At 26.6% G+C, this 23872-nt stretch carries 19 protein-coding genes and 1 other RNA gene; 5 read left to right on the top strand and 15 right to left on the bottom strand.

The window, feature by feature from the left end:
* Window positions 1-17: 17 nt before the first annotated feature.
* The 10 genes from EG856_RS01870 to EG856_RS01825 all read right to left on the bottom strand — a co-directional run bounded on the left by EG856_RS01870 (window position 18) and on the right by EG856_RS01825 (window position 13391).
* A complete protein-coding gene (locus EG856_RS01870; RefSeq protein WP_130429441.1) occupies window positions 18-1673 on the bottom strand; it encodes an IS1634 family transposase in 1656 nt (551 codons plus the stop codon).
* A 454-nt stretch (window positions 1674-2127) separates the two neighbouring features.
* Window positions 2128-3408 carry a hypothetical protein gene (locus EG856_RS01865; protein ID WP_130429440.1) on the bottom strand — a complete coding sequence of 427 codons (1281 nt, stop codon included), beginning with the start codon at window positions 3406-3408 and terminating at the stop codon, window positions 2128-2130.
* Window positions 3409-3415: 7 nt separating this feature from the next.
* Window positions 3416-3625, bottom strand: coding sequence for a hypothetical protein (locus tag EG856_RS01860; protein ID WP_165381419.1), 210 nt, complete (start codon window positions 3623-3625; stop codon window positions 3416-3418).
* A 72-nt stretch (window positions 3626-3697) separates the two neighbouring features.
* Window positions 3698-4726: a carbohydrate ABC transporter permease gene (locus tag EG856_RS01855; protein ID WP_130429438.1), complete on the bottom strand. Its 1029-nt coding sequence runs from the start codon at window positions 4724-4726 to the stop codon at window positions 3698-3700.
* The gene (locus EG856_RS01850; protein ID WP_130429437.1) at window positions 4635-5753 is read right to left on the bottom strand and encodes a carbohydrate ABC transporter permease; all 1119 of its coding nucleotides are present in this window, start codon (window positions 5751-5753) and stop codon (window positions 4635-4637) included. The genes EG856_RS01855 and EG856_RS01850 overlap by 92 nt, the downstream gene beginning before the upstream one ends.
* The gene (locus EG856_RS01845; protein WP_130429436.1) at window positions 5743-7869 is read right to left on the bottom strand and encodes an ATP-binding cassette domain-containing protein; all 2127 of its coding nucleotides are present in this window, start codon (window positions 7867-7869) and stop codon (window positions 5743-5745) included. Before EG856_RS01845 ends, EG856_RS01850 begins: the two co-directional genes overlap by 11 nt.
* Window positions 7870-7884: 15 nt before the next feature.
* A complete protein-coding gene (locus EG856_RS01840; RefSeq protein WP_130429435.1) occupies window positions 7885-8733 on the bottom strand; it encodes a thermonuclease family protein in 849 nt (282 codons plus the stop codon).
* 57 nt (window positions 8734-8790) lie between these two features.
* On the bottom strand, window positions 8791-11034 hold the full coding sequence (locus tag EG856_RS01835; protein WP_130429434.1) for a P68 family surface lipoprotein: 2244 nt from the start codon (window positions 11032-11034) through the stop codon (window positions 8791-8793).
* 130 nt (window positions 11035-11164) lie between these two features.
* Window positions 11165-12058 (bottom strand): MSC_0882 family membrane protein, encoded by an 894-nt coding sequence (locus tag EG856_RS01830; RefSeq protein WP_130429433.1) that lies wholly within the window; start codon window positions 12056-12058, stop codon window positions 11165-11167.
* Window positions 12059-12140: 82 nt separating this feature from the next.
* A complete protein-coding gene (locus EG856_RS01825; RefSeq protein WP_130429432.1) occupies window positions 12141-13391 on the bottom strand; it encodes a hypothetical protein in 1251 nt (416 codons plus the stop codon).
* A 113-nt stretch (window positions 13392-13504) separates the two neighbouring features.
* On the opposite strand from EG856_RS01825, the gene EG856_RS01820 reads away from it, so the two are divergent.
* Entirely contained in the window at window positions 13505-14014 is a 510-nt protein-coding gene (locus EG856_RS01820) for an MHJ_0274 family protein (protein WP_130429431.1), read from the top strand.
* Complete coding sequence (gene pgsA, locus EG856_RS01815; RefSeq protein WP_130429430.1) at window positions 14001-14663, top strand: CDP-diacylglycerol--glycerol-3-phosphate 3-phosphatidyltransferase; 663 nt, start codon at window positions 14001-14003, stop codon at window positions 14661-14663. Before EG856_RS01820 ends, pgsA begins: the two co-directional genes overlap by 14 nt.
* Before the next feature lie 50 nt (window positions 14664-14713).
* Here the strand turns inward: pgsA and EG856_RS01810 are convergent, their stop codons facing one another.
* Together EG856_RS01810 and EG856_RS01805 are read right to left on the bottom strand one after the other, a co-directional pair.
* Window positions 14714-16375 (bottom strand): Na/Pi cotransporter family protein, encoded by a 1662-nt coding sequence (locus EG856_RS01810; RefSeq protein ID WP_130429429.1) that lies wholly within the window; start codon window positions 16373-16375, stop codon window positions 14714-14716.
* 147 nt (window positions 16376-16522) lie between these two features.
* Window positions 16523-18148: an amino acid permease gene (locus tag EG856_RS01805; RefSeq protein ID WP_130429428.1), complete on the bottom strand. Its 1626-nt coding sequence runs from the start codon at window positions 18146-18148 to the stop codon at window positions 16523-16525.
* An 87-nt stretch (window positions 18149-18235) separates the two neighbouring features.
* Between EG856_RS01805 and ssrA the strand changes: the two genes are divergently transcribed.
* The 3 genes from ssrA to argS all read left to right on the top strand — a co-directional run bounded on the left by ssrA (window position 18236) and on the right by argS (window position 20961).
* Window positions 18236-18627: a transfer-messenger RNA gene (ssrA, locus tag EG856_RS01800) on the top strand.
* Between the two features lie 391 nt (window positions 18628-19018).
* Window positions 19019-19285 carry a 30S ribosomal protein S15 gene (gene rpsO, locus EG856_RS01795; RefSeq protein WP_130429427.1) on the top strand — a complete coding sequence of 89 codons (267 nt, stop codon included), beginning with the start codon at window positions 19019-19021 and terminating at the stop codon, window positions 19283-19285.
* Window positions 19286-19335: 50 nt separating this feature from the next.
* Window positions 19336-20961 (top strand): arginine--tRNA ligase, encoded by a 1626-nt coding sequence (gene argS, locus EG856_RS01790; RefSeq protein WP_130429426.1) that lies wholly within the window; start codon window positions 19336-19338, stop codon window positions 20959-20961.
* Between the two features lie 27 nt (window positions 20962-20988).
* On the opposite strand, the gene EG856_RS01785 is transcribed toward argS, so the two are convergent.
* The 3 genes from EG856_RS01785 to EG856_RS01775 are packed head-to-tail and all read right to left on the bottom strand — an operon-like array spanning window position 20989 to window position 23799.
* Entirely contained in the window at window positions 20989-21753 is a 765-nt protein-coding gene (locus EG856_RS01785; protein WP_130429425.1) for an MAG0920 family protein, read from the bottom strand.
* Window positions 21743-22477, bottom strand: a complete 735-nt coding sequence (locus EG856_RS01780; RefSeq protein ID WP_130429424.1) for a hypothetical protein — start codon at window positions 22475-22477, stop codon at window positions 21743-21745. The genes EG856_RS01785 and EG856_RS01780 overlap by 11 nt, the downstream gene beginning before the upstream one ends.
* Window positions 22478-22485: 8 nt before the next feature.
* Entirely contained in the window at window positions 22486-23799 is a 1314-nt protein-coding gene (locus EG856_RS01775) for a hypothetical protein (RefSeq protein ID WP_130429423.1), read from the bottom strand.
* Window positions 23800-23872: the final 73 nt, after the last annotated feature.

The following is a 23872-nucleotide window of genomic DNA, read 5'->3' as shown; positions in this document are numbered from 1 at the left end:
GGTACTTTCGGAATTTTTTATAATTTAATTACATTGTAATTTTTGATTGATTGTTCAATTAATTCATATAACATTGTTTCCTTTTCATTATCAGTATTTTCAATGTTGTATTCGTTAATAATTTTGTTATCAATTAAAATTTGAATTTTTTCGGCATTTTTGATAGCGTCTACATAATTGGAAATTGAATAATTTTTGTCTATTTTTGTTTGTTTTTTAACATATTTATTCAAAATATTTAAACCATACTGTAATAAAACCAATGAAATAAAGCATAAAGTAATATAACCTTCAATATGATTTTCACTCCAAACATACATAGGTCTAATTTTTAAACAATTTTTTAAATTTCTAAAATTATTTTCAATTTGTCATTGTTTTTGATATAAATCAACAATATCTAATGGCTTAAGATCTATTCTTGAAGTTTCATACACATAATAACCACCAAATTGTTCATCTTCACTAATTTTTTCTAAATCTAATTGATAATAAGAAGTTGCTCCAATTTTTTTAAAAAATTTATGCTTTTTGGCAGCTATTAAATCTGTTTCAATTACTCTACCATTTTTTTGTTTTTTATTGAAAATTTCAATTAGTTGCATACGATCATTAAAATCTTTTGCTGCTCGTTTTTTACTATGGGTCATTATTTGTCTTCTTTTATGACCGTTGAACCGTTTGTTTTTTCACAGCGACATAAATTCTATTTCTTTATATTTAAAATCTTTGTTTACACGAATATAATCGTTTTGGTTAATTGTGTATTCTTTTCTTTGTTTTGTACTAGATTTCAAACGATAAGAGAGTATGTAATCTATGTTTAAAGATTCTAAAAAGCGTATGTTGCGGTTTGTGCTCATTCCTCTATCTGCGACAATTGTTACATTTTTTATATTATAAATATCCCGTATTTCCAATATAAAAGGTATAAAAGTGTTCATATCAGCAGTATTTCCTTTGAATATTTTGAAATGAAATGGAATTCCATTACAATCAGTAATCATTCCAATTACTATTTGATCTTCTTTAAATTTTCCGTCTTTTGAATAACCAGGATATCTCAATCCTTTTCTCGCAAAACTTTCAAAATATACTGTTGTTGAGTCATATCACAACACTTCAATATCACGGCTAGCATTTGAAGTTAATGAGTTATTTAATTGTTTTAAAATTTCATTTTTATTATTGGTTACATAATCTAAACTATTATAAAAAGTAGATTTTTTGAAGTCATTATTGAAATCATAAAGATGTTTTTGTTGATACATTTTGATCAAACTATCTTGGTTGATGATCCGTGAAGTGATTATATATTTAGCAATATCTAAAAGATTTTTTGATTTGCTTTTTTCACACAATTTGAAAGGGTTGATTTTATCACATAATTCATATAATGCTTTTATACCAAAATTTTGTTTTCGGATTTCTTTTTTAGATTGAGCTAAAACCTCCTTTACTTTTGATAATATCTTTTCTTTATTTCATTCAGTATTTCAATCAGCACACGCAACCTTAAGGGCGTTTATAGGGTCTAGATTTAAAGTTTTTAATGTTTCTAAATTACCTATTCCAATTGATTTTTTATAACCTTTTCCAAATCCAGCCGGTATTGCGACCGAGACATATGTTTTATCTTTTCTTTTTGATTGTGTTATAACCCATTTCTCCATAGTTAAATTATATCATAATTACAATGTAATTTTGTAATTTAAAAAAATTTTTTTATACTTTAGTATAAAGATGGCGAAAAACGCTAAAAAATGACCCCTAACTTGGAAACTCGGGTAATATCTTAACTCAATAAAGAATCTAAAATTTTTAAAAAATTTAATTTAAACCAAGCAAACAAAAATTTTTTTGACTAATATCGCAAAAAAAATCAATTATTTATTATGCTTGATAATTCACTAAAATGTATATTATGTCAATAATTTTATTAATTTTGATGTTTAATTTATACATTTAATATTAACTTTTTGTTCGCAATTCTCCTTATCAATACTGTGCTGTTTTTGCAATTAGAATTATATTGAAATGTAGTTGTATTGGGAATATATTTTAGTTAATGATATCGAAAAACTAAATAAACAAATAAAAATAACTCTTTTAAAAAGAGTTAAATTATTATTTTCAAACAGATTCAACATTAAGTGCTGAAAGCGTGTCTTCGCTTAAAGTATAACCTTGTTGTTGCAATTGTTGTTTGTTTGAATAAATTGTTAAACTGGTTTTATCTTGATTTTGATAATCCGCGATTGGGTCAAATAAGTATTTGTTTTGACCAAAAGTGTATTCAATTAAATAAGTTTTAGTGTTAGCTTTATTAAAAGCTAAAATTTGAATATTAGTTGGATTATTTAAATATAGCGAAAAAGCAATCAATTGTGCAAAACCATATTTACCAATCCCTTGTTTTCACGCTTGAATAGCTAAATCAAAAGTTTGTTTGAATTTGGTGTCTGCTTTATTAAAAGCTTCATTAATATAATTTTGAGCATTCAATTTTGCATAATACGCATCTGGATCGCTAGCAAATTCAATAATTCGTTGGCTACTTTGACCTAAAAACTTAAATGCGTCGGGTTTAATTAAAGCATATTTACCCGAGACATCACTGGCATAATTTTCATTAATATAACGTTCAGGGGTTGGATTTTGTAACACATAATAAATTGGGGCTAATGCTTTTTGGATAACTTGTTCTTGCTCACTAATATTATTAATTAAAACTTGATAGGTATCTATAATTTTACGATAAGCTAATTTAAATGTTTCTAAATTGGGACTTAATCTAAATTCATTACTTTTAAACATTTCATACACCTCATTTGGAATGATTGAAATGTTGTTAATTTGCGGATTTGCTGGTGAATTTTCAAATTTAAACTCTATTTTATTTTCAAGTTTATTAATATCACGGTATAAAGTGTTATCTCACACTTTATTTAAAACGTTATATGAATAAGGAGTATTGGCATACATATATTCCATTAAAGCAATTAAAGATTGTTTAGTTAAAGAAACAAATTTTGTTTCTTTTTTGCCATCTTTAGCATTGGCAGTATAAGTGTTATTTAACTCATTACCTAACAGAATATATTTTTGGTGAAATAGTTGTGAATCGAAGAATAAAATATTGTCTAAATTATTGAAAAATTGTCGAAATACATTGGAAACATGAATATAGTCTTGTTTTTGTTGCTCACTATCTTGGGGATAAAGTTTATTTAAATATTGCGATTGAAACTGGGCAAAAGATTTATTTTTGAAAATATTATTGTGCTCAAATTGGAATTTAGCATTTTTGATTGCTTGGCTATCTTTAAAAGGATTTGAACATGAAACTACACTAATTGGGCTAATAATAGAAACTGTCGCTAAACTTAAAATTAATTTTTTATTCATAATTTTCCTAAAGTGTGGCGTTGTAATTTCATGATTTAAAGCCTAAATAACAAATTCCAATTGAAATTGCCATGATTACTGAAAGAAAAGCTAAAATCCCAATTGCATATGCTTTATACGCACGAGCATCACCAATAATAGATTCTTCAAACCTTACATGTTTAATTGTTTCTACTCCGTTTGAAATGCGATGAACAATGATTGAGCATAAAATCATAATCACGAGTGAAATAATGCCAATAATTAGCCAGACAATCGTATTTTTTTTAACATTAATTTTATTCATAAATTATCCTTTAATTGTACTTCCCTGACGTGAGATTGCATTCATAATTTTATTACGAGCAAATAAGAAGAAAACAAACATTGGTAAAATTACTAAAATTGCCCCGGCCATTTTAATATTGTAAAATTGTCTTTCGTCTTGAGTTGAGTGATCAACTCCCACATCAAATAATCACACTGACATTACCCGATAACCACTACCAGCGATAATATTAGGTCATAAAAATGAGTTTCATGAAGCTAAAGTTGTTAAAATGATAATTGTTAGAGTTGTTGGAGCCACCATTGGAATAGCAACTTTAAATAAATATTTTGCTCCAACAGCTCCATCAACCATTGCCACTTCTTTAATACGGTTAGGAATTGCCTCAAAAGCATTGCGATACATTAAAGCATTGAAAATTGAAGCAACAAAAGGAATCGCTATTAAAAATAAGTTATAACCAAATAAACCAACTTTATCATTTTGGGCCGGTGAAATAATTTTGCTAATTTCAGTAACAACTTTTCTTTGTCCTGAAAGTAAAGCAACTTCGGGTAAAACTAATAGTGTCATCAAAATAAATCAAACAAATTCTTTACCTCTTCATTTTTTAAGACTAAAAGCATAGCCTAGCAACATTGTGACAAAGATTTTTAATACAATTGAAAGTAAAACATTAGAAAATGTTAACGTAAAAGAAAATAAATAACCAATTTGTCACTCAGCCTGTCAAGGTCAAAAATCAGTTGTGCTACCAGTAGCAGCAGAGCGAATATTTTTAAAAAATTCTCAATGTTGTGGTCAAATACCAGCACTCCCGTTGCGAATTTGATCAGCTTGAGCATTATCAGTTGATGCTAATAAGATCATATACGCAAAAGGAATAATAATAACCATTGCAAAAAACACTAGTAAAATTAATTTAATTAAATATTTAGTAAATAAAGAAACTAGAGAACTATCATGTACTTGTTGAGTAACTAAATCTCGTTTGTGTTTTAGCCTTATGTTCGCCAATTTCTGACGAATTTTTAATTTTGTTTCAAACATCAGATTCTCCTTTATTTAGTGATACTAGTGTTAAAATTTTAAATCCTGAACGAATTACAGTTGAATACGATACTCCAATAATGAATAAAATAATTGAAGCTGCACCAGATAATTCAAATTGTCCAGCTTGAGCAAATTTATAAACAAATAACATTATAGTTGAAGCTCCAGCACTAAATGCTTTATCAGGTACGTTTTCAAATAAAGCTAGTGGGAAAACTTTAATTCCGTTAATTATACCTATTGTCATAATAAACGAAATTGTTTTGCGAATTGAAGGTAAAGTAATTGAGAAAAATTGTTTAGTGCCGCTTACACCATCAATAGCCGCTGATTTATATAAGTTTTTATCGACTGATAACATTGCTGTGCTAAATAATAAAATGTTAAAGGCTAGTGAGCCTCATACACCATTAATAAGCATAACAAACAACGCTTTAAACGCAGTTTGGTCAGTTCCACCTAATCAGTTAATATTAGCTGAAAAACCTAGGGCTCTAAATAATTGGTTAAATTGACCATTAACTTGGAAAATTTGCACAAAAGCTAGTGATACTGCAACTATATTAGTAATGTAAGGTAAAAAGAAAACAGTTTGTAAAAAACCTCTTAATTTTTTACGAATGACAGTTGCAATCAATGACGAGATCAAGAGTGAAATAATCATTGAAAATGGTAAAACTAATAAACCATAAATAAATGAATTTCGCACCCCCACAGCAAAAGTTAATTGACTTAATAAGTGTGTTAAGTTGTCAAAACCAATGAATTGAGACGCCCCTGTTTTATTATCAACCACTTTATAAAATGTATCTTTAATATTGTATATAAAAGGCACAACAGTAAAAGTAAGTAAAATTACTAACGCCGGTAAAATTAATAAAAAGGCTGCTAGAAACGGCGTGCGACGATCTACAACAGATTCAGAAATTGCATTATTTCTTTTAGCTTGTTTATTAATAGCAAAATTAAAAATAAATTTACTATTAGTTTCTAAGCTTTTTTTCTTTAAAAAACTACTGAACATAGTATTCAATTCTTTCTTCGCTAATTGAATCAAAAATGTGTAATCTATCTGTTGGAATGTTAAAGTGAATTTGGTCATTAATTTTAAAATCGTGTTTATTGTGAACTAAAAAGTTCAATTTAATATCGTCATTTAATTTCACAATTAGTTTTGATTCTTTACCAAATTGTTCTACAGTTGTAATGATTCCGTGGAATTGAGCATTATCAACATTTTCAAAAACAATTTGGTAATCTTCAGCACGCACGCCAACATTAACTGAAGCATTATCTTTACCTTTTAATTTAATTCCAGGAATGTGAACATCATTTACTTTTAATTCTCCTTCAACATATTGTGAAGGTATAATTCCCATTTCTGGCATGCCTAAAAAGCGAGCAACAAATTGGTTAACTGGTTTATTGTATAACTCCATTGGAGTTCCCATTTGTTGAACTTTAGCAGTTGACATACACACAATAATATCAGAAATTGACATCGCTTCTTCTTGATCGTGAGTAACAAAAACTGTAGTAATACCTAAACTTTGTTGAACTTCGCGTATTCATTGTCTAGTATTAATTCTTAATTTTGCGTCTAAATTTGACAAAGGTTCATCCATTAATAAAATTTTAGGTTTTTTAACAATGGCTCTAGCAATTGAAACTCTTTGTTGCTGTCCACCTGATAATCTTGTTGGTTTTTTTTGTAAAATTGGCAAGATCTCCACACGTTTTGCTACTTCTAAAACATCACGGTGAATTGCTTGTTTAATACTCACAACTTCTTTAGAGTATTGCTCAATTAAATCTCGTTGCGATTGTGAAAATTCAAAATTACGTAATTTTAAATCTTTTTTCATATGGTTTTTAAAACCATATTTTGCGTCTAAATCTCTTTCTAAACGAGCATATTCGCTTTTCATAATTTTTGGAATTATTTTCAAATTGCGTTGAGCTCTTTTGACTTCGTCGTTACTTATGGTTTTTAATTCCATTTCAGCATCTTTTAATTCTTGCTTAAATTTAGTGATAATTGGCACATTTTCTTTTAAAATTTCACTCATTTTCATTGAGTATTTAACTCTTGCTTGGTTACGTAAAAGTTTATGTTCCATTTTAGCTAATTTCATCGCATCAGCTTTAGAAAATTGCATTTTATCTTGCGCAGCAACTTTAGCATTTAGTTGTTGATATTGTTTATATAATGATTCTAGTGCTAAAAATTTATTAATAAACACTCAATCATAACGAGTTGGTTTGTCGTTTTGTGTAACTTGAGGAGATTTAAAATTTAATAAACCTGAAGCCACAATTTCATCCTTAATATCTAAATTTTTATGCTCAACTATAACACCGTTCGCCTTATTAAGTTGATGCTGATGAATAATATTTGAAACAATTTTGTTGTAATCTTCTTTTAGTTGTTCATAACGTTTTAAAACGTTTTTTGAAAGAATAGTTGATTTAGCTTCAAATTTATTTAGGGCTAATTTGTAATTACTTTGAGCTTGAGAAAGTTTTTTGCGGCGGTGTGAAATAGATTTTGCTGCTAATCTTTCCAATTCATCCATAATGGCTCTGGTATTAATAACAGTTTGTAAGTAATTATTGCGTTCTTCTTCACTCGCACCTAATGCTTCTAAATAAATATTATTAATTTTGGTTTTAGCAATTAAACTTGCTGTAATAACATCGTTTTTTCAGCTTGCATCATTTTTTAGAGGAAAGGCAATGTTATCATAAACGCTCATATGTGGATAAAGAGCATAGTTTTGAAATACAAAACCAATTTTACGTTTTTGAGGAGTTAATGCTGTTACATTTTTACCGTAAAAACGCACTTTGCCACTACTGATTGTTAATAGACCTGAAATAGCGTTTAATGCAGTTGTTTTTCCTGAACCAGATGGACCTAGTAAAGTAACTAGTTTTCCTTCGGGAATTTTAAAACTAACATCATCAACAGCAAGAGTTTCACCAAAATCAATATACACGTTTTTTAGTTCAATAGCTGGTAGATCTTTTTGTTCTTGTTTTGCAAGGACATTGGCAAGAATTTTTTCATATTCAGCATAATCCGAAGCTAGAAAACCATGACGTTTTTCATTTAACATTTCTGGGTTATTATCTTTCATAATGATTTCCTTTAATTATTTATATTCATCGTCTGGGGTGTAGACATTTTCGTCATTTTCAATGTTAAAAACATTGTCAATTTCATTACGAGCATTTTTTTGATATGCTCAAAAATTTATGTAGTTATTATTTATTGGTTTTAGTTGGTAAATTTTTGCAAATTCTTGAATACTTTTTCTTTTCTCGCCTTTATTAACAGCAAAAAAACCTTTTTGATTATCGTAAGCAAATTTTAAAGCCATGCCCAGCATTCTAAATGTATATCATTCTAAAGTATATGGACTTTTAATCCGAATTCCTAAACCATTATTAGCATTAAATGGCAATGTTCAACCAGCTTTAGTTATTTCTACACTATATGATTTATCAACTTCGTCTAGAGAATTTGGCTTATCGATATCGTAGTTAAAAAACACATCGGCAGTTATTCTTTTAAACGAATCTAAACCAGTGGCAAATACATAAACAATTTGATTAAGCTTTAAAGTATTTTCGGCAAATTCAGAGGCTTTAAGAGCTCATTTATATTCAGTTTCATTTGCCGGATTACCACCTACATTTTTTTCGGGTGTATCTATACCTGCTATTCTTAATCTATATTTATGATTATTTTCAATCCCAGCAATTGGTTTATCTTCTAGCGCTAGAACTTCAACAGTATCACCATCAAAATGATTACTTATTTGTGCTCTAAAAACATAATTTTTAATCCGTTTATTTGTTGAATCTAAATGTATACTAGAATTTCATTCAGTTTTATGGTTTTTATCAAGAGGTAAATCGGATTGACACGCGGCACTTAAAGCAATGGGCAATGGCATTAAAATCAGAGATAAAGGTAAAATTAATTTTTTTATTTTCATAATTTTTATTTAATAAACATTTATGCCAAAGACATAAATGTTGAATAAAAAAATAAATTATTTAAAATTTTTAACTGTTTTATTAATTGCGGCAACAAATTTATCAAAAGCTGCTGGTGTTTTACCAGATTCACGAATTGATTCAGCTTCGGTTTTATATGCCGAATTAATTGAATCTCTAAATTGGTTTGCAAATTTACTTGTTGGTTCTTCATATCATCTAGCATTTACATCTTTAAATAAGTCAAATGATAATGATAAATATTTATTATTTTTAAATTCACTTGATTTTTGAAGTTCAGTGTCATTAGCAAAACCTTTATAAGGAATTACGTAAGAAGCGGTTTTTGAAATAAAACTTAATGCTGTTTCTTTTCGTCTAGGGTCAAAATTAAATTGCGCTTGATTATTAAATGTTCATTTTAAAAATCTTAAAGTTGCTTTATTTTGTTTTTCGCCATTATCTATTACATATAAATTTGGGCCTTGTAAAAATGAAGTAGAAATTAATGAATTTTCATTATATTTTCTAGGTGGATATTTAACAACTAATTCCTCTTCTTGTAAAGTTGTAGGAGCTGTAGGAAGAGTAATTTGATATTCACTTGTAGATGAATCTGTTGTTATAGGATTGTTAGATTTATATAACACATAAGTACCAGATTTTTTAGATCTTTCATATTGATCTACTGTTCCTAATTTAGTTAAAAGTTTATCAGTTCCTGTATATGTTCTATCTAAATAAGCCAATAAATCTTTTTCGGTATCTTTAACTTTAATAATATATGTTGTATCTTTATCTGTTGAAGCGGCTGTGGTATTTAAAACATCATAAATTGAATCACTTGCTGTGTCAACTGATTTTCAGTAATATTGTTCTTTTACTTCTTCGTTTGATTTGAAAAATTTATTAGTAAAACTACCATAATTTAAAGCTGGTTTATTTTCATTATTATCTTTATCTTCTACTAATTTAGCTAAACCAAAATCAGTAGAAGATATAGTTACAGGTTTAGAATCCTTAGTAGTAAGTAATTTAATTGTAGTTCTTAAAGTCTCAGTTTTAATAAAATTGTGTACGTAACCGGCTGTTGAACCAAAGTTGGCACCAATTTTATGTTGAGTTTGTTCTGAAGAAGAGTATGAACCGCCACCAAAAATTCTAAGTGCACCGCTTTTAACAGCGTTTGTGATTAATTTATAAATTTCATCGTTATTTTTGTATGCAACCGATTCTGTATCTGAAAGCGATTCAAAACCAACAGTAACAGCTCCTGTAGCACTAGTAGTTACTCTTATAGCCATTTCTTCATCGTTGCCATTTACTTTTGAGTATAACACTGTACCAAAAATTCTGGCCGGATCATCAATACCTAATAACGAAACAGTTGAATTAGTTGAAGATGATGATTCAAAAATTTGAATTGCGTCAGTAATAAATTTAATAAATTTGGTAAATTCTTCAAAATGTGATTTATCTATTTTTTTACCTGGATATTTAGCTTCGGTAAATATTGCTTCAATTTTTTCTTTAGATTTAGCAGGACCAAAATAAGGCACAGTTTTAATAACTTCTATATCAGCATTTCAATCACTACCACCAACTTTAAAGTCGCTAACTAAATCTTCAGATATAGTATAACCATTGTCTTTAAGTGTTTTTAAAACATATTTATAAATTGGTCCGTTGATACCAAAAGCATGTGTAGATTTTAGGAAAGGAACAGAGTAAAACCCACCGGCTTTGGCACCGTCAATTTTATCGTTATTTGCTGTAAATCTATCTTCAAATGTATTTCTTTCGATTTTTAAATCACCATATTTTTGATCAGAAAGATCTACTTGACGTCCATAATTTACAATTTCGGCAATTGTTGCTCCGTAATTAACGGTTAAATTAGGTAATTTAACTGTATCGTTATTTTTTAGAGCACTCAAAATATTTTGGTGACCGCTACCATAACCTGAACCATCTTGAATTAGTTCAACCTCCATATATGTGTCTAATTCAGCTTGTTTTTGGTTGATTGTATTTTTGTCTGCGTTTGAAGATTTTAATTGATTAATTTCTTCTTGAAGTGCTTTACGTTTTTTTTCAACTTCTTGATTATAAACTTTTATAACTCCATCAACAGCATTTCATTGTGCACGATCACGTGAAAATGTAACGCTAAATTTTAGTTTTTGGCGTTTTGTGTCAAAATTAGTTTCTTTATTACAAGCGACAAGTGAAATCGGAGCAGCCAATGCCACAAGTGACCCTGATAATAATAATTTATTTTTTTTCATAATTCCTTTCATAACCTCATTAGCGAGATTGCTTATCTGTTTTTACCCCTTATATATAATAAGCATTAATATTATATAAAATTTAACTTTAAATTTCTAGTATATATTAACTAAATCAATAAAAAACTCCACAAAAGCGAAGTTATTTAATTAATTTAACTTTTTTGCGTCTAATTGCTCTTCAAATCGCAAAAACTATAAGAGCAAGTGGAATTAGAATAGTCAAAATAACTAAAACAGCATATGCAATTCCTCAGGCTCGGTTTCTATCTTTTTTGGCCTTTTGAATCTGTTCATGAATTTGAACGCTTCTATCGCCTAAATAATTTTCTAAATCGCTCAATCTCTTTTTATCAACTAAACGCATTATTACATAAAAAACAATCAACGCACTCATTGATAAAACTGAAATAAGACAAAATAATAAAGTATTACCAAAAGCAGAATCTAGTCACTTGGCAAAATCTAAATTAGTAATAATTTTTCCACCAAACACATCAAGTTCAAAATCAACTTTGCCAATGTTGTATAAACCGTATATCACAGCTGTAATTACACCAACATAAGTGAGTATAAAAACTAAAATTCAAGTTAAATTGATATTTTTTAAAATAATCGAACGATAAGCAATATGAAAAGTATTGTTTAAAGCATAATCACCCATATTTCGCGACGCACCATTAAGTTCAATTGCTTTTTTTCACGCTCTTTTTTCAATGGCATTTTTAATCCCAAGAGCAAAAAATATAAAAGCACAAAAACTAAAAACTACAACATAACCAATATAATTTTTTTCATTAAAAGGGGGAATTTTAAAAAAAGATGAAGCAATGAAAAATAATGATACAAACATAATTAAAAAGGACAAAGTAATATTAATCGTTTTAATATTTGTTTCAGTTCTAATGGTTGATCTTTCACGATTTGAATATTGATTTTGTGTATCATAGGTTTTTTTTGACGAAACAATTTTTAAATCGGTATCAGCTTTAACCATTTCTATAGTTGAAGTATCATTAATTGGTTTAAATTTCATCCGCTCTCCTTTGTTAAGGTTTAATTATGGCATATTTATACTAAAATTATATAATTGAAAGCACATTAAAACAAAGTAAATTTTAGCAATCTTGATTGCCAAAATTTTGCTGATAAGCACGTGAATTAGTTAAACTTTGATGAGCATTTGTTCATATAATTTGATCATCATATAAACGCAAATAATAAGGTAAATCAACTCTAAAATCATCTGTGTAAGTAATTGCTTGATTATTGTTTAATTTCAGGTTTCATTGTGCAAATATTTTATTGGATTTATTAATATTTTTTGTGTAATCATTCAAGCGACCTAAAAAAGAATATTTTTTTAAAAATTGTGGTCCTTTAGGACCAATTTTTCACAAACACGATGTAAATTTATGATACCTAGTTAAAACATTTTGGTAATAAAAATAATTAATCTTGTAACTTAATTGCAAACTTTGTTTAATTTTATCGACATCAATTTGGTTATTAGATGGGCTTAAATGTGAATTTGAATTAAAAATGTAATCTAAATAATAAGCAAATATAAAATTAAAATCAATAATTTTATACTTTTGATTGGCCAAAAAAACTTGATCATTAAATTTAGCTGCGTCTGTTTTTAATTGGTTTCAATTATCAACATAAACGCCATTTATATACTGATTAATTTGTGATTTTTGATCCAATTTTTCACTTAATAAATTAAATTCTTGATTTAATAATGAGTATTTTTGTTTGCTATTATAAATTGAATTCAATTTTAATTGTATTTGTTCGTCTGAAATGAAATTTAATAAATTATCAAAGTGATTTTCAATAATTTTTAATATTGAACTAGATTTTGCTTGCGTTGCATGGTCTAAACGCTGTTGGTGGTGTTTATATAAATGTTCAAAAGCAAAAAATAACGGGAATTGTTCAAGACGAAAACTATCAATTAATTTTTCTAAATCAGCTGATTTTTTTAATACTCTTGACTGAATATTTTCAATATCAGCTGTGTCGTTGTCATTAAGGATATTATTAATTAATTCAATATTTTTATTGACTTTTAAACCTAAATTATTAATTTCGTTATCTTGGTAATTTTGATTTTGAAGTGCTTGTAAATAATTTCATAAATCTAAATTTAAATATTTATCAATTATGCTAAATTTGGCTAAATTTGAATCTGAAACATATTCAATATCTCTAACTTCATTATATAGTTGCTGTGCTTGCTCAAAAGCGTTTTTATACGCAACAAAATTTTTATTAGCGTCTCGGTTATCACAAGACGCACTTAAAAACACAGCTGGAGTTAAGGATAATAAAGATGATAAAGTTAGACTTTTTTTAAATTTCATAGCAAAATTATACATATAATAAATTTAGATTTAAAATTATATTAATTTAAGTATTAAATTGAATAATCTTGATTATTTAATATAATTAAACAATATCTAATTCAGGAGGAAAAATGCCATCTAATACAATTTGGATAATTTTTGGAGTAGTAATCGCTTTATTAATAACTTTTTTTATCTATTCAGCAGTTAAAGACCGTTTAAATAAGAAAAAAAGAAAAAAAAGAGAATTAATGTATAAAGTTAATGCGTCATCCACAAAAGATTTAGTAGTAATAAATCTTAATTTGCTTTACAAAAAAAATCAAGATTTATTAAAACAATTCAAACCAAGTGTTGGTGAATTTAAAATGTCATATATTGTTGATAACGCTCGTAAATATCTTTTAAATTTACAAACAGAAGCAGATTTTAAAGAATATATAGTTTCAAATCCTGATACAAAAAAATTATTACAACACTATGCTAAATTAAGAGACACACGCTCAACTACTTGGAATAGTTTAGTTGAAAGTTTAAACTATCTTAAAGAAGAAATGGAACTAATTGATAAAGAATTAAATAAAGAAACTATTGAACAAGTAAACACAAAAATTGAGAATTTTTATAATGAAAACAAGTAAACAAATTGATAAAAATTTACCAAATAAATTAACTTTGTCAAGAATGTTTTTAATGATACCTATAATTTTAATTATGAGTTTGTATATTAGTATTTCTTCAAATTTAGTATTTTTTTCAATTAGTAATTTTTGAAAACTTATTAGTCAAAGAATACTTGCTTCGTTAATTTTACTAATTTTTGTAATTGCAATGGCCACAGATTATTTGGATGGTTTTTTAGCACGAAAATATAATATTGTTAGCGTTTTTGGTCAAATATGAGACCCAATTGCAGATAAATTAATAACAACATCTACCTTAATCTTTTTAACTGTTGCATCACAAAATTTTATTCCTTTTATTTTAGTAATATTATTTGTTGTGCGTGATTTAATAGTTGATGGTGCTCGCATCGTAATGAAAAATTATAAAATTGATATTTCAGCCTCAAAATGGGGCAAAATTAAAACCTTAATCACAACATTTTGAATAATCGCCGCATTAATAATAATGATTATTCAACCTAATTTTATTTTTAATTCAAACCCTAATATCAATCAAATTATTCGTTGAGCGATTAATATTCCTTTAATTATCGCACTTGGTTTTAGTATTTTCTCGGGTGTTTTATATGTGTCTAAATTAAATAATTATCTTAAAAAAAAATAAATAGTTAAATTTTAATACCAAAAACGAGCAATGTTTTGCTCGTTTTGTTATTAAATTGTGTTTTGCATATATTTATCTATTCTTAAACAATGATGAGCAATTCTTTCAATGCTTCTTAACAATCTACTGTAATCAAAATCATAATTAATAACTGTATTGTTTTTAAGTTTATCAATATATAAATTTAAAAATTCAAAAGACAATGAATCTACATTTTCCTTTAACTTTGAAATCAACGAACTTTGTTGTTGGGAATAATTTTGCAATTGTTTAGAAACGTTTTCAATTAACGATTGAATAATATTGATTAAATCTTTAATTTCATGTAAAATCAATTGAACTAAATTGGTTTTTGAGTGTTTGTGTGTTTTAATTAAAAATTTTAATTCAGCAATTATTTTTGTACCTAAATGCATTATTTTGGCAATTGATTGTGAAGATAAAACTAGCGATAAATGTAATTTTGAATCATATTTAGACATTTTTTTAGTATTAATTTTTATCAAATATTTATAGATTTCGTGTCGTGATGTATCTACAATATGAGCCAAATTATCAAATTCATCAATTTTATTTTTATCAATGTTTTGAATATATGCATTTAATAAGTTAAAACCTTTGAGCGCAATTTTTGATTGGATTTGAATTGCTTTTTGGCTGGCTTTAATTGCTAAATAAGTATTTTGGTTAATTAATTCATGTGGAAGTATAATTTCATATTCACGCCTATTAAACTTATCGCGAGTGATTTTGTTAACTAAATTTTCAAGAGGTTTAATTAATCAAATAAAAATACTTACCAAAATAAGGTTAAAAAATAAATGAGCAATTGAAAGTTGTAAAGATTTATTTTTTGGCGAAATAATCAAATTTATAAAATCAGCATAATAACCTAATGGACTTAAAAAAAATAACAATAAAATTGAGATTGATAAATTTGTTATGCCTCAAACAATTGCAATTTTTTTGGAATTAATATTTTTGGAGCTATACGCAATAATTAAACCTGTGAGTGTGGTACCAACATTTGCTCCAAAAATTAAGCCAATAGCAGAATTCAAATTCAACAAATTTTGCGAACTAGTGTACATAATTTGATACAAAGTTATTGATGCACTTGAAGATTGTAAAATGCCAGTTAGAATAAACGAAAATAAAAACGAACTTCATGGATTTATACCAACAAATTTAACAGCATTAACAAAAAATTCACTTTTAACTATTTCTTTGGCAGCTGAAGACATAATTTTTAAAGAAAAGAAAATCATTCCAATGGAAATTAAAATAGTGAATAAATTTATAAGACTGGTTTTTTTAAAGATTAATGTGCCAAAAACACCTACAAAAATTAATAAAATAAAATATTCGGTGAAAGCAAAATTTGCTTGAAACGAAACTATTAAAGATGTTGTAGCTGTACCAATATTAGCTCCTAATAAAAAAGCAATAGCACTACGTAAATTAATAAAGCGAGCGGCTAATAAACTCATAATTAAAGCAACCGCCCCATCCGAAGATTGAATTAGAGTTGTTAGTAAAGTACCTATAAGTAGCGAAATAAAATTATTTTTAGAAATATAAAGCAAAATTTGTTTAAATTTGCTATCTCCTAAAATTTTTAATGAATTAGAAAGTTTTTTAGTTGAAAAAATAAACAAACCAAGACTTGCTAGGGCAAAAATAATCGCAATAGAGATACTAGTAAATTGCATTTTTCCTCTTTAATTAATTTATTATACTAAAAAAAGTGTATTTAAATGAGCATATAAAACTTGTTGAATAAAAAACTAACACCAGTGGTGTTAGTAACTACATATAGGTTATGTAGGCTAAAATTTTTAATAATTGTCAAAGTGTAACTATTTATTAGTTAAAATTTTTTGTTTATATTCGTTATATTTTTGGATTGAACCAAATTTGCGTTTGTGTAAATAATCTTCAATCGGGGTGATAGTAAATATCGCAACAATAAAAATAATTAACATTAATACTATCATCATTCTAGCGACCAATAAATTACTGAATGCATCAGGGAATTGTTTTCTATCAAAACCAATTAATAAGAATAAATCAATAATAGGTTGAAAAATTTGTACTCCAAGAGCTAAAGTAATAAAAATTAAGGCACTTATGGCAAAGAATTTAAATCCTTTAACTTTATTAACACTAATTTTGTTAGTTTTACGGTTAATATAAGCACCAATAATACTTGCTCCTATAAAAACAAAACCAAACACAGTAATTCAGTTTGATACAATATCAGTAAATGTGTATAAATTAGCCATTGTATGAGCAGCATCATTGCTAAATGCATAATAACCAATATCAGCATTTTTATACAATAATGCTCCAATAATTGTGAAAATTATGCTCGTTGTTGAAACAATAATTATTGTATAAATAGCTCCTATTTTTGGATTATGTGGATTTAATTTATTAATATATTTGTCTCAAAATGCTAATTCACCAATCGCTAGTAGCGATTCTACATATCTAGGAATTCACATCGCATAGCCGTTTACAATTCCTAAAATTGCTAAACAAACTGAAATAGTTAAAATTCCATAAAGAATGCGACCAGCATTAGAACCTAACACTTTTTTCATTAGAACATCAAAACCAAATAAACCACCACCACTCAACGACATTGATATCGCAATCGAAACATAAATTATTGTGATTGCTAAAATACCCATTGATAAGGCTAAGCCAGTTTTTTTAGGTTGTTTCATTTCACTTTGCAAACCAGCAGCTACATAAAAGCCATCGTATGCAAAAAAGATTGAACCTATTGATAAAAATACACCTAAAATAACACCAAACGAACCATATTTAACAATTGGCGAACCAGATTTAATATCAAAATCAGTTGGCTGTAGATTTAATTTAACATCTTGACCGTATCCTTGAGCAACAGCCACAATACCAATTACAATAACTAAAACAATCGGAATGAATTTAGTAACAATAAAAAAGATATTGTGAATGCTACCTATTTTGGCATTTAAACCTGAAACTAAAATGAAATAAATCTTAATACCCATTAATATAAATAATCATATTAATCAATCAACATCAGTCCCGAAGGTAAAAATACCCCCACCAGTACCTCTTAATACTCCTAAACCTGTCTGTAAAAATAAAATTGCATATAAAGGTAGAGCAAAAAAGATTAATGGTGTCATTAAATAAATAACAAAGTTTTTACTTGCTTTATGTACTCATCTTGGGTTAAAAATCCGGTTTCAACCCACAAAAGATAAATTATCTTTTTGAGCACTTGCAACTTCAATTATGGCTAAAGCCATGGTAATTAAAGCAAATACAGCTAAAATTCAGGAAAATATAGCTAGAGCAAGCGATGAACGCGAGTTAGTTAAAACACTTTGAGCCTTAAAAAAAATTCCAGCACCGATAGCACTTCCAACAGCAATTAGCATGACGGAAATGAAACCGATTTTTCGTTTTACTATTTTATTTTCCATATTTTCATTGTATATTAATTCTAAATATTAAAAAATAATAATAAAAAAATTTTAAAGTTTAATTAAATAAAGTAGAATTAAAAATATGGGGATGTAATGGCTTCGACATATATTGGGTAAAACTAACATCAGTGGTCTGGTAAACCTTAATACTTCTAGGCTTAATAGTCGCAAACAAAAAACAAGCTCAAGTTGAGCTAAAAGACTTAGTAATTGCAAATCAATTACAAGCACAATCAAATCTAGTTTTTGCTTAATTTTGCACACTAGTGCATCTAAAATAGTGCCTTATATTTTAGGTGTGGTTTAAAGGCTCGAAAAACTCTCACACTTAGTGTTTTTTTAAATTTAAAGTGTAATATCAATCTAACTTTTGTTTATTTAGTTATCTTGATAAATTTATAAATAAACTAAACTTGTAAAAAGTGTTAGTTGGTCTTAATGTGTGGACACGGGTTCAACTCCCGTCATCTCCACCAAATGTTATTCGCCTATTTACTCAAATGAGTAAATTTTTTTACACGATTATTGCTCTATTAGTAAATTTTAATTTTTGTTTATATGTTAAGATATTGCCTTTAAATATCAATAATATTACTGATGTTTATTAACAAATAATTAAAGTTAAATGAATAAGGGAATAATTAAAATTTTATATAGATGAATTAATTATAACCCATAAATTCAACAAAACTTATGCTAGGTTAAATTGCCTTAATACCAAAATAGTATATATACAATTTAAAATATAAAATTAAATAAAAAATTAATGAAATTAAAAATTAATGCTACAATATAAAAGAAAATTATTTTGAACTAGGTTAAATCAAAGAATTTATACTTGGTCAAAACATAATAAAGGAGATTATTATGATTACAAAAGAACAAAAAGCACAATTAGTTGCTAAATACGGCAAAAACGCTAAAGATACAGGAAATTCGTTTGTTCAAATAGCTATTTTAACAGCTGAAATCGAAGATTTAAAACAACACTTCGCAAACAACCCAAAAGACAACCACTCACGTCGTGGATTTTTGGCAAAAATTGCAAAACGTCGTGTATTATTGGCTAATTTAAAAGCTGATAACTTTGACTTATATTCAAAAGCTTTAACTGAATTGAATTTAAGAAAATAATATTTTACTCGCTTTGGCGAGTTTTTTTAAATAGAAAGTATCATAAAAAAATGACAAAAGATGAAATTAAAGAATTATTGTTAATTAAATTAAAACAAATTGCAACTCAATTAAATTTAAGTCGTGATGTGGTTTTGATTGAGCCTAAAAATCATGGAGATTTAACCACTAATATGGCTATGGGTAATAAAGGTTGAAATCCACTAGATTTAGCCCAACAAATAGTTCATCAAATTAGTAAATACCAAGATGAACTACAAATTTTAAATATTGAAATTGCCGGTCAAGGTTTTATTAATTTTTTCATTAAAAAAACTTCTTTTGTGACTGAAATAAATCAAATTTTGCATTTAGGTCAAAATTATGGCAAAGGAAACAAAAGTGGCAACATTAATATAGAATGAGTTTCAGCTAATCCAACTGGTTTTATGCATGTAGGGCACGCTCGTAATGCAGCGATAGGTTCAACTATTGCTAATATTTGTGAATTTAGTGGCTTAAACGTAACTAGAGAATATTACATTAATGACGCTGGTAATCAAATTAATTTATTAGCTCAAAGCATTTATGCTCGCTACCAACAACTTTTTAATCCGCAATTTTCAATGCCTGATGACGCTTATAAAGGTGATGATATAATTTGAGCAGCAAAACAATTTCAAATTAAATATGGCAATAAATATGAAAATGTTAAATTAGAAAATGAAATTTTAAATGTTTTTAAAAAGCAAGGAGTAGAGTTATTTTTAGAGCAAATCAAATTAGATTTAGCACGATTTAATGTTTATTTTGATAAATATTTTAGCGAAAAATCACTTTATCAAAATAATAATGAACAAATCAATAAAACTATTAGTCAATTACAAAATACATATTATCAAGACGGTGCCTTATGATTAAAAACGACTTTAGATGGCGATGATAAAGATCGGGTTTTAATTAAAAGTGATGGTAGTTATACCTATTTTTTACCTGATATTGCCTATCATAATCTAAAATTTAATTCAAATGGTGTCAATCATACTATTCTTAATATTTGAGGTGCCGATCACTCCGGATATATTAAAAGAATGCACTCAGCTATGAAAAATCTGGGTAATAACAGTGATAAATTAATAATTTTATGTATGCAATTAGTCCGTTTAATTAAAAATGGCGAAGAATTTAAAATGTCAAAAAGACGCGGGACAAGTTTTTGGCTACGTGAATTTATTGATTTAGTCGGTAGCGATTCGGCAAGATTCATCTTGTTAGATCGAAGCACAAACACTAAACTAGATTTTGATATTGATTTAGCCACAACTAAAACTAACGACAATCCCGCATTTTTGGTCCAGTATGCTAACGCCCGTGCACGTGCTTTACTCCAAAAAGCTAATGCAAATAAATTTAATTTAGTAGCTCAAAATTATAATAATCCAGCTGATTATAAACTAATCTCAACTTTATTAGAATTTCCTCAAATTATAAATAAATCAGTTGAAAAATTAGTAACTAATTTATTAACTCAATACGCAATTAAATTAGCCAAAGAATTTAATTCATGATATTCAAATACTGAAAAAATAATTGATAAACAAGATAAATTAAGTGCGCTAGCTTTAGTTAAAGCGGTTAATATTGTGTTAGAAAACGCAATGAGATTGTTAGGTATTTCAATACCAGATAAAATTTAAATAAATTAAAACTAACACCAAAAGATGTTAGTTTTTGTTATTCAACAATTTATTTTTATTTTGCAATATATATGCATAGTCTTCTAATTTATATAAAGTATTATTAAGAGGTATATCGTCATAGTTAAAAATTAAAAAATAATATAATTCATCATCAAAGTGTTTAAATTTTAAAATTCTTCGTTTTCAATGACGATAGACGAAATTAATTTCACCTGTATGTGAATAAAATCTATACTTTAGTGGTAAAAAAATATTAAAAATAAGATGTTTAGAATTATCAAATTCATTATAAATATTTTTGTTTGCATCAACATTCATTTTTTCAAATAAGATTCAGTTATTGTCTTGATTTTTTGCGTGTCAATTTTTAATTTCTTTGCCAATATTAAGCATTTTAACACTTGCGTGCAAAAATATTATTATTCAAACAAAACTAAATATAATTCCAAAACCCGAAATCATAAAAACATATAAATAATTAAGAATAAAATCACTATTAAATTGGATTAAAACAACAAAGACAAAATTAATACTAAATACAGGTATTAAACAAATTAATGAAATAATGAAGAAAATCAACAATCTTTTTTGTTTTTTAAAAAATAACTTAAAAAATGTTTGATTTACTTTTATTTGGTTACGCAAGAAAACGCGACTTAATCCTTTTTTGCTAATAATTTCTCTCCAAGAATATGAAAATATTAAAATATATATTAATATTAAAATAACAGTTAAAAAAAACGAAATAGAACCTCAAATAATATTTTGTTGCAGTATATTAAAATTCATTATTAATAATATCCTTAATTAAATAAACATAATAATTTGCGTCATAAGAATTATTGTTAATTTGAATTTTAGAATAATCAAAAAGCATAAAATAAATAAATTGATCTTTATTGAATTTATTATCAACATAAAATTTAGATTTTAATTCGGCAAAAGAAATTTTTTTAGATACTTTAGCAAAATTATGTGAACCTAATAATTTAATATCGAAATCATGACTTAAAATTATTTTTTTAAAAGCAAAATATTCTTGTGGCATTTCTACTGATTTATCTAATAAAGATTCATTATTTTCTGTTTTTCATTGTTTAATTTGTGCTTTAATTTGACGATTTTTTTTAAATAAAATTCAGGCTGAACGAAAACTAAGAATTAAACTAAACAATGGCGAAAACAGAGTTAAAAATTCTTCCTTTATTAAATTTATTTTATAAACATAAGCAATAATTGATTGAACAATTAAATAACTGAACAGATATACTAACAAATATGCAATTAATATATAACCTAAAGCAAATGTTTTTTTAAAAAATTTATCAAAAATATTAAAAATATTTTCTGGTAATTTAATTTTGGAAATTAAATGCGGTTTTGCTTTAAGTTTATGGTTTTTAATATGATTTAGTTCTTTTATTCTTTTGGCAACAAAATAAAATTCTAAAACCGAAGATATTGTTAAACTTATCGCAAAATACGTAAGCACAACAATTAAAAATGTAGACATATTTCTCCTTAACCTAGATTATCTCATTTAATTTTATTTGGTAATGTTCTTATATAATAGCCAGTTTTAGGATGTTTAACTTTTTTAAAACCATAACTACTTAATTCAAAATTACTTAATGATAAAAATTGTTCGAGTGTTCTTATTTCACCAGTTTCAATATTTTTAAAATGTGTATTTACTCCACCAACGCCACCTTGATTATAAGGTTTATCAAGTGGTGTTTCATTAATCACTATTCATTTTACTTTTTTCATGTTCGAAAGCATATCAACTAGCGAAATAACTTCATTTCTAATTTGATTACCAATAGAATTAATTTGCTGAATTTGTTCTGTATTTCTTATGATTTCAAACGCACTTGACATCATTTTAAAAAAATTAAGATAAGGAGTAAGTGAACTGATATTCTTGCTGAATATAGTTTGTATAATTCCGTATTTTAAAATTGTACCACTCACAACTGCTGAAACTAATTTAGAAGTTAATTCACCTATAGTCATTAATTTATACTGTGATAATATACTTTGAATATGTTTAAATTCATTTATAGTTTTAATAGTATTATGATAGGCAATTTTACATGAAGATGCTGCTAAAGCAAGTGCAGTAGATCCTAGCGATAATCACGGAATAGGAGCAATGCTTAAACCACTTGAAAATGGGCTAATTAATAAAAGCACTGACGAAGCTGCTGCGGCCAAAAACGATGCTGAATAAAGCGTTGTTGAAGCAATTAGCAAGTTTTTTGCTATATTAACGTTTTTTAATATGTATTCATTGATATTTTTAACCAATTCAGATAAATTTGAAATTGTTTGCTCGATATTTTTAGAAGATATCTCACCATCATCATTTACGGCAAATTTATTTTGAATATCAGTTTTTATTCTTTTATAATAACTTTTTATTTCTTTATTATTTTTTTTATTGTCTTGTTTAATAGTGTTAATAGTGTTGATAAATGTCTTATGCAAATTCTTATCAAAGTTTTTAAAATTTTGTTTATCTAATATGATTTTATTTTTTTGTTCAACATTAATTAAACCTAACTCGACAGTTTTATTTGCTAGTTTCTTAAATAATTCATACTTTAATTCATTTGGTATCGCTTCTAAATTTTTTTTAGCAGAAAATTTCTCATTAAAATTTAGTGCAAAAGTTTTAACAACATCTTCTTGTTCAATTAAAACTTGGTTAATAATATCTAAATATTTCTGCTGTTCGCTTTGTTCGATTTTTGTTTGGTGTGTCACATTAGTAGTAAGTGAAATTGGTGCAGTTGAAACATTTATCGTATTTAAAAATTTTATTAAGTTCATTTTACTCCTTTTTATATTATAAAATAAAAAAACACTAGTAAAAAATTTTAAAAAGTGTGATAGTATATCATAC

It is taken from the genome of Mycoplasmopsis phocirhinis (assembly GCF_004216495.1).
Classification (GTDB): Bacteria; Bacillota_I; Bacilli_A; order Mycoplasmatales; family Metamycoplasmataceae; genus Mycoplasmopsis; species Mycoplasmopsis phocirhinis.
Note: the sequence above shows the minus strand (reverse complement) of the source record. Positions and strands in the feature narration are given on the sequence as shown.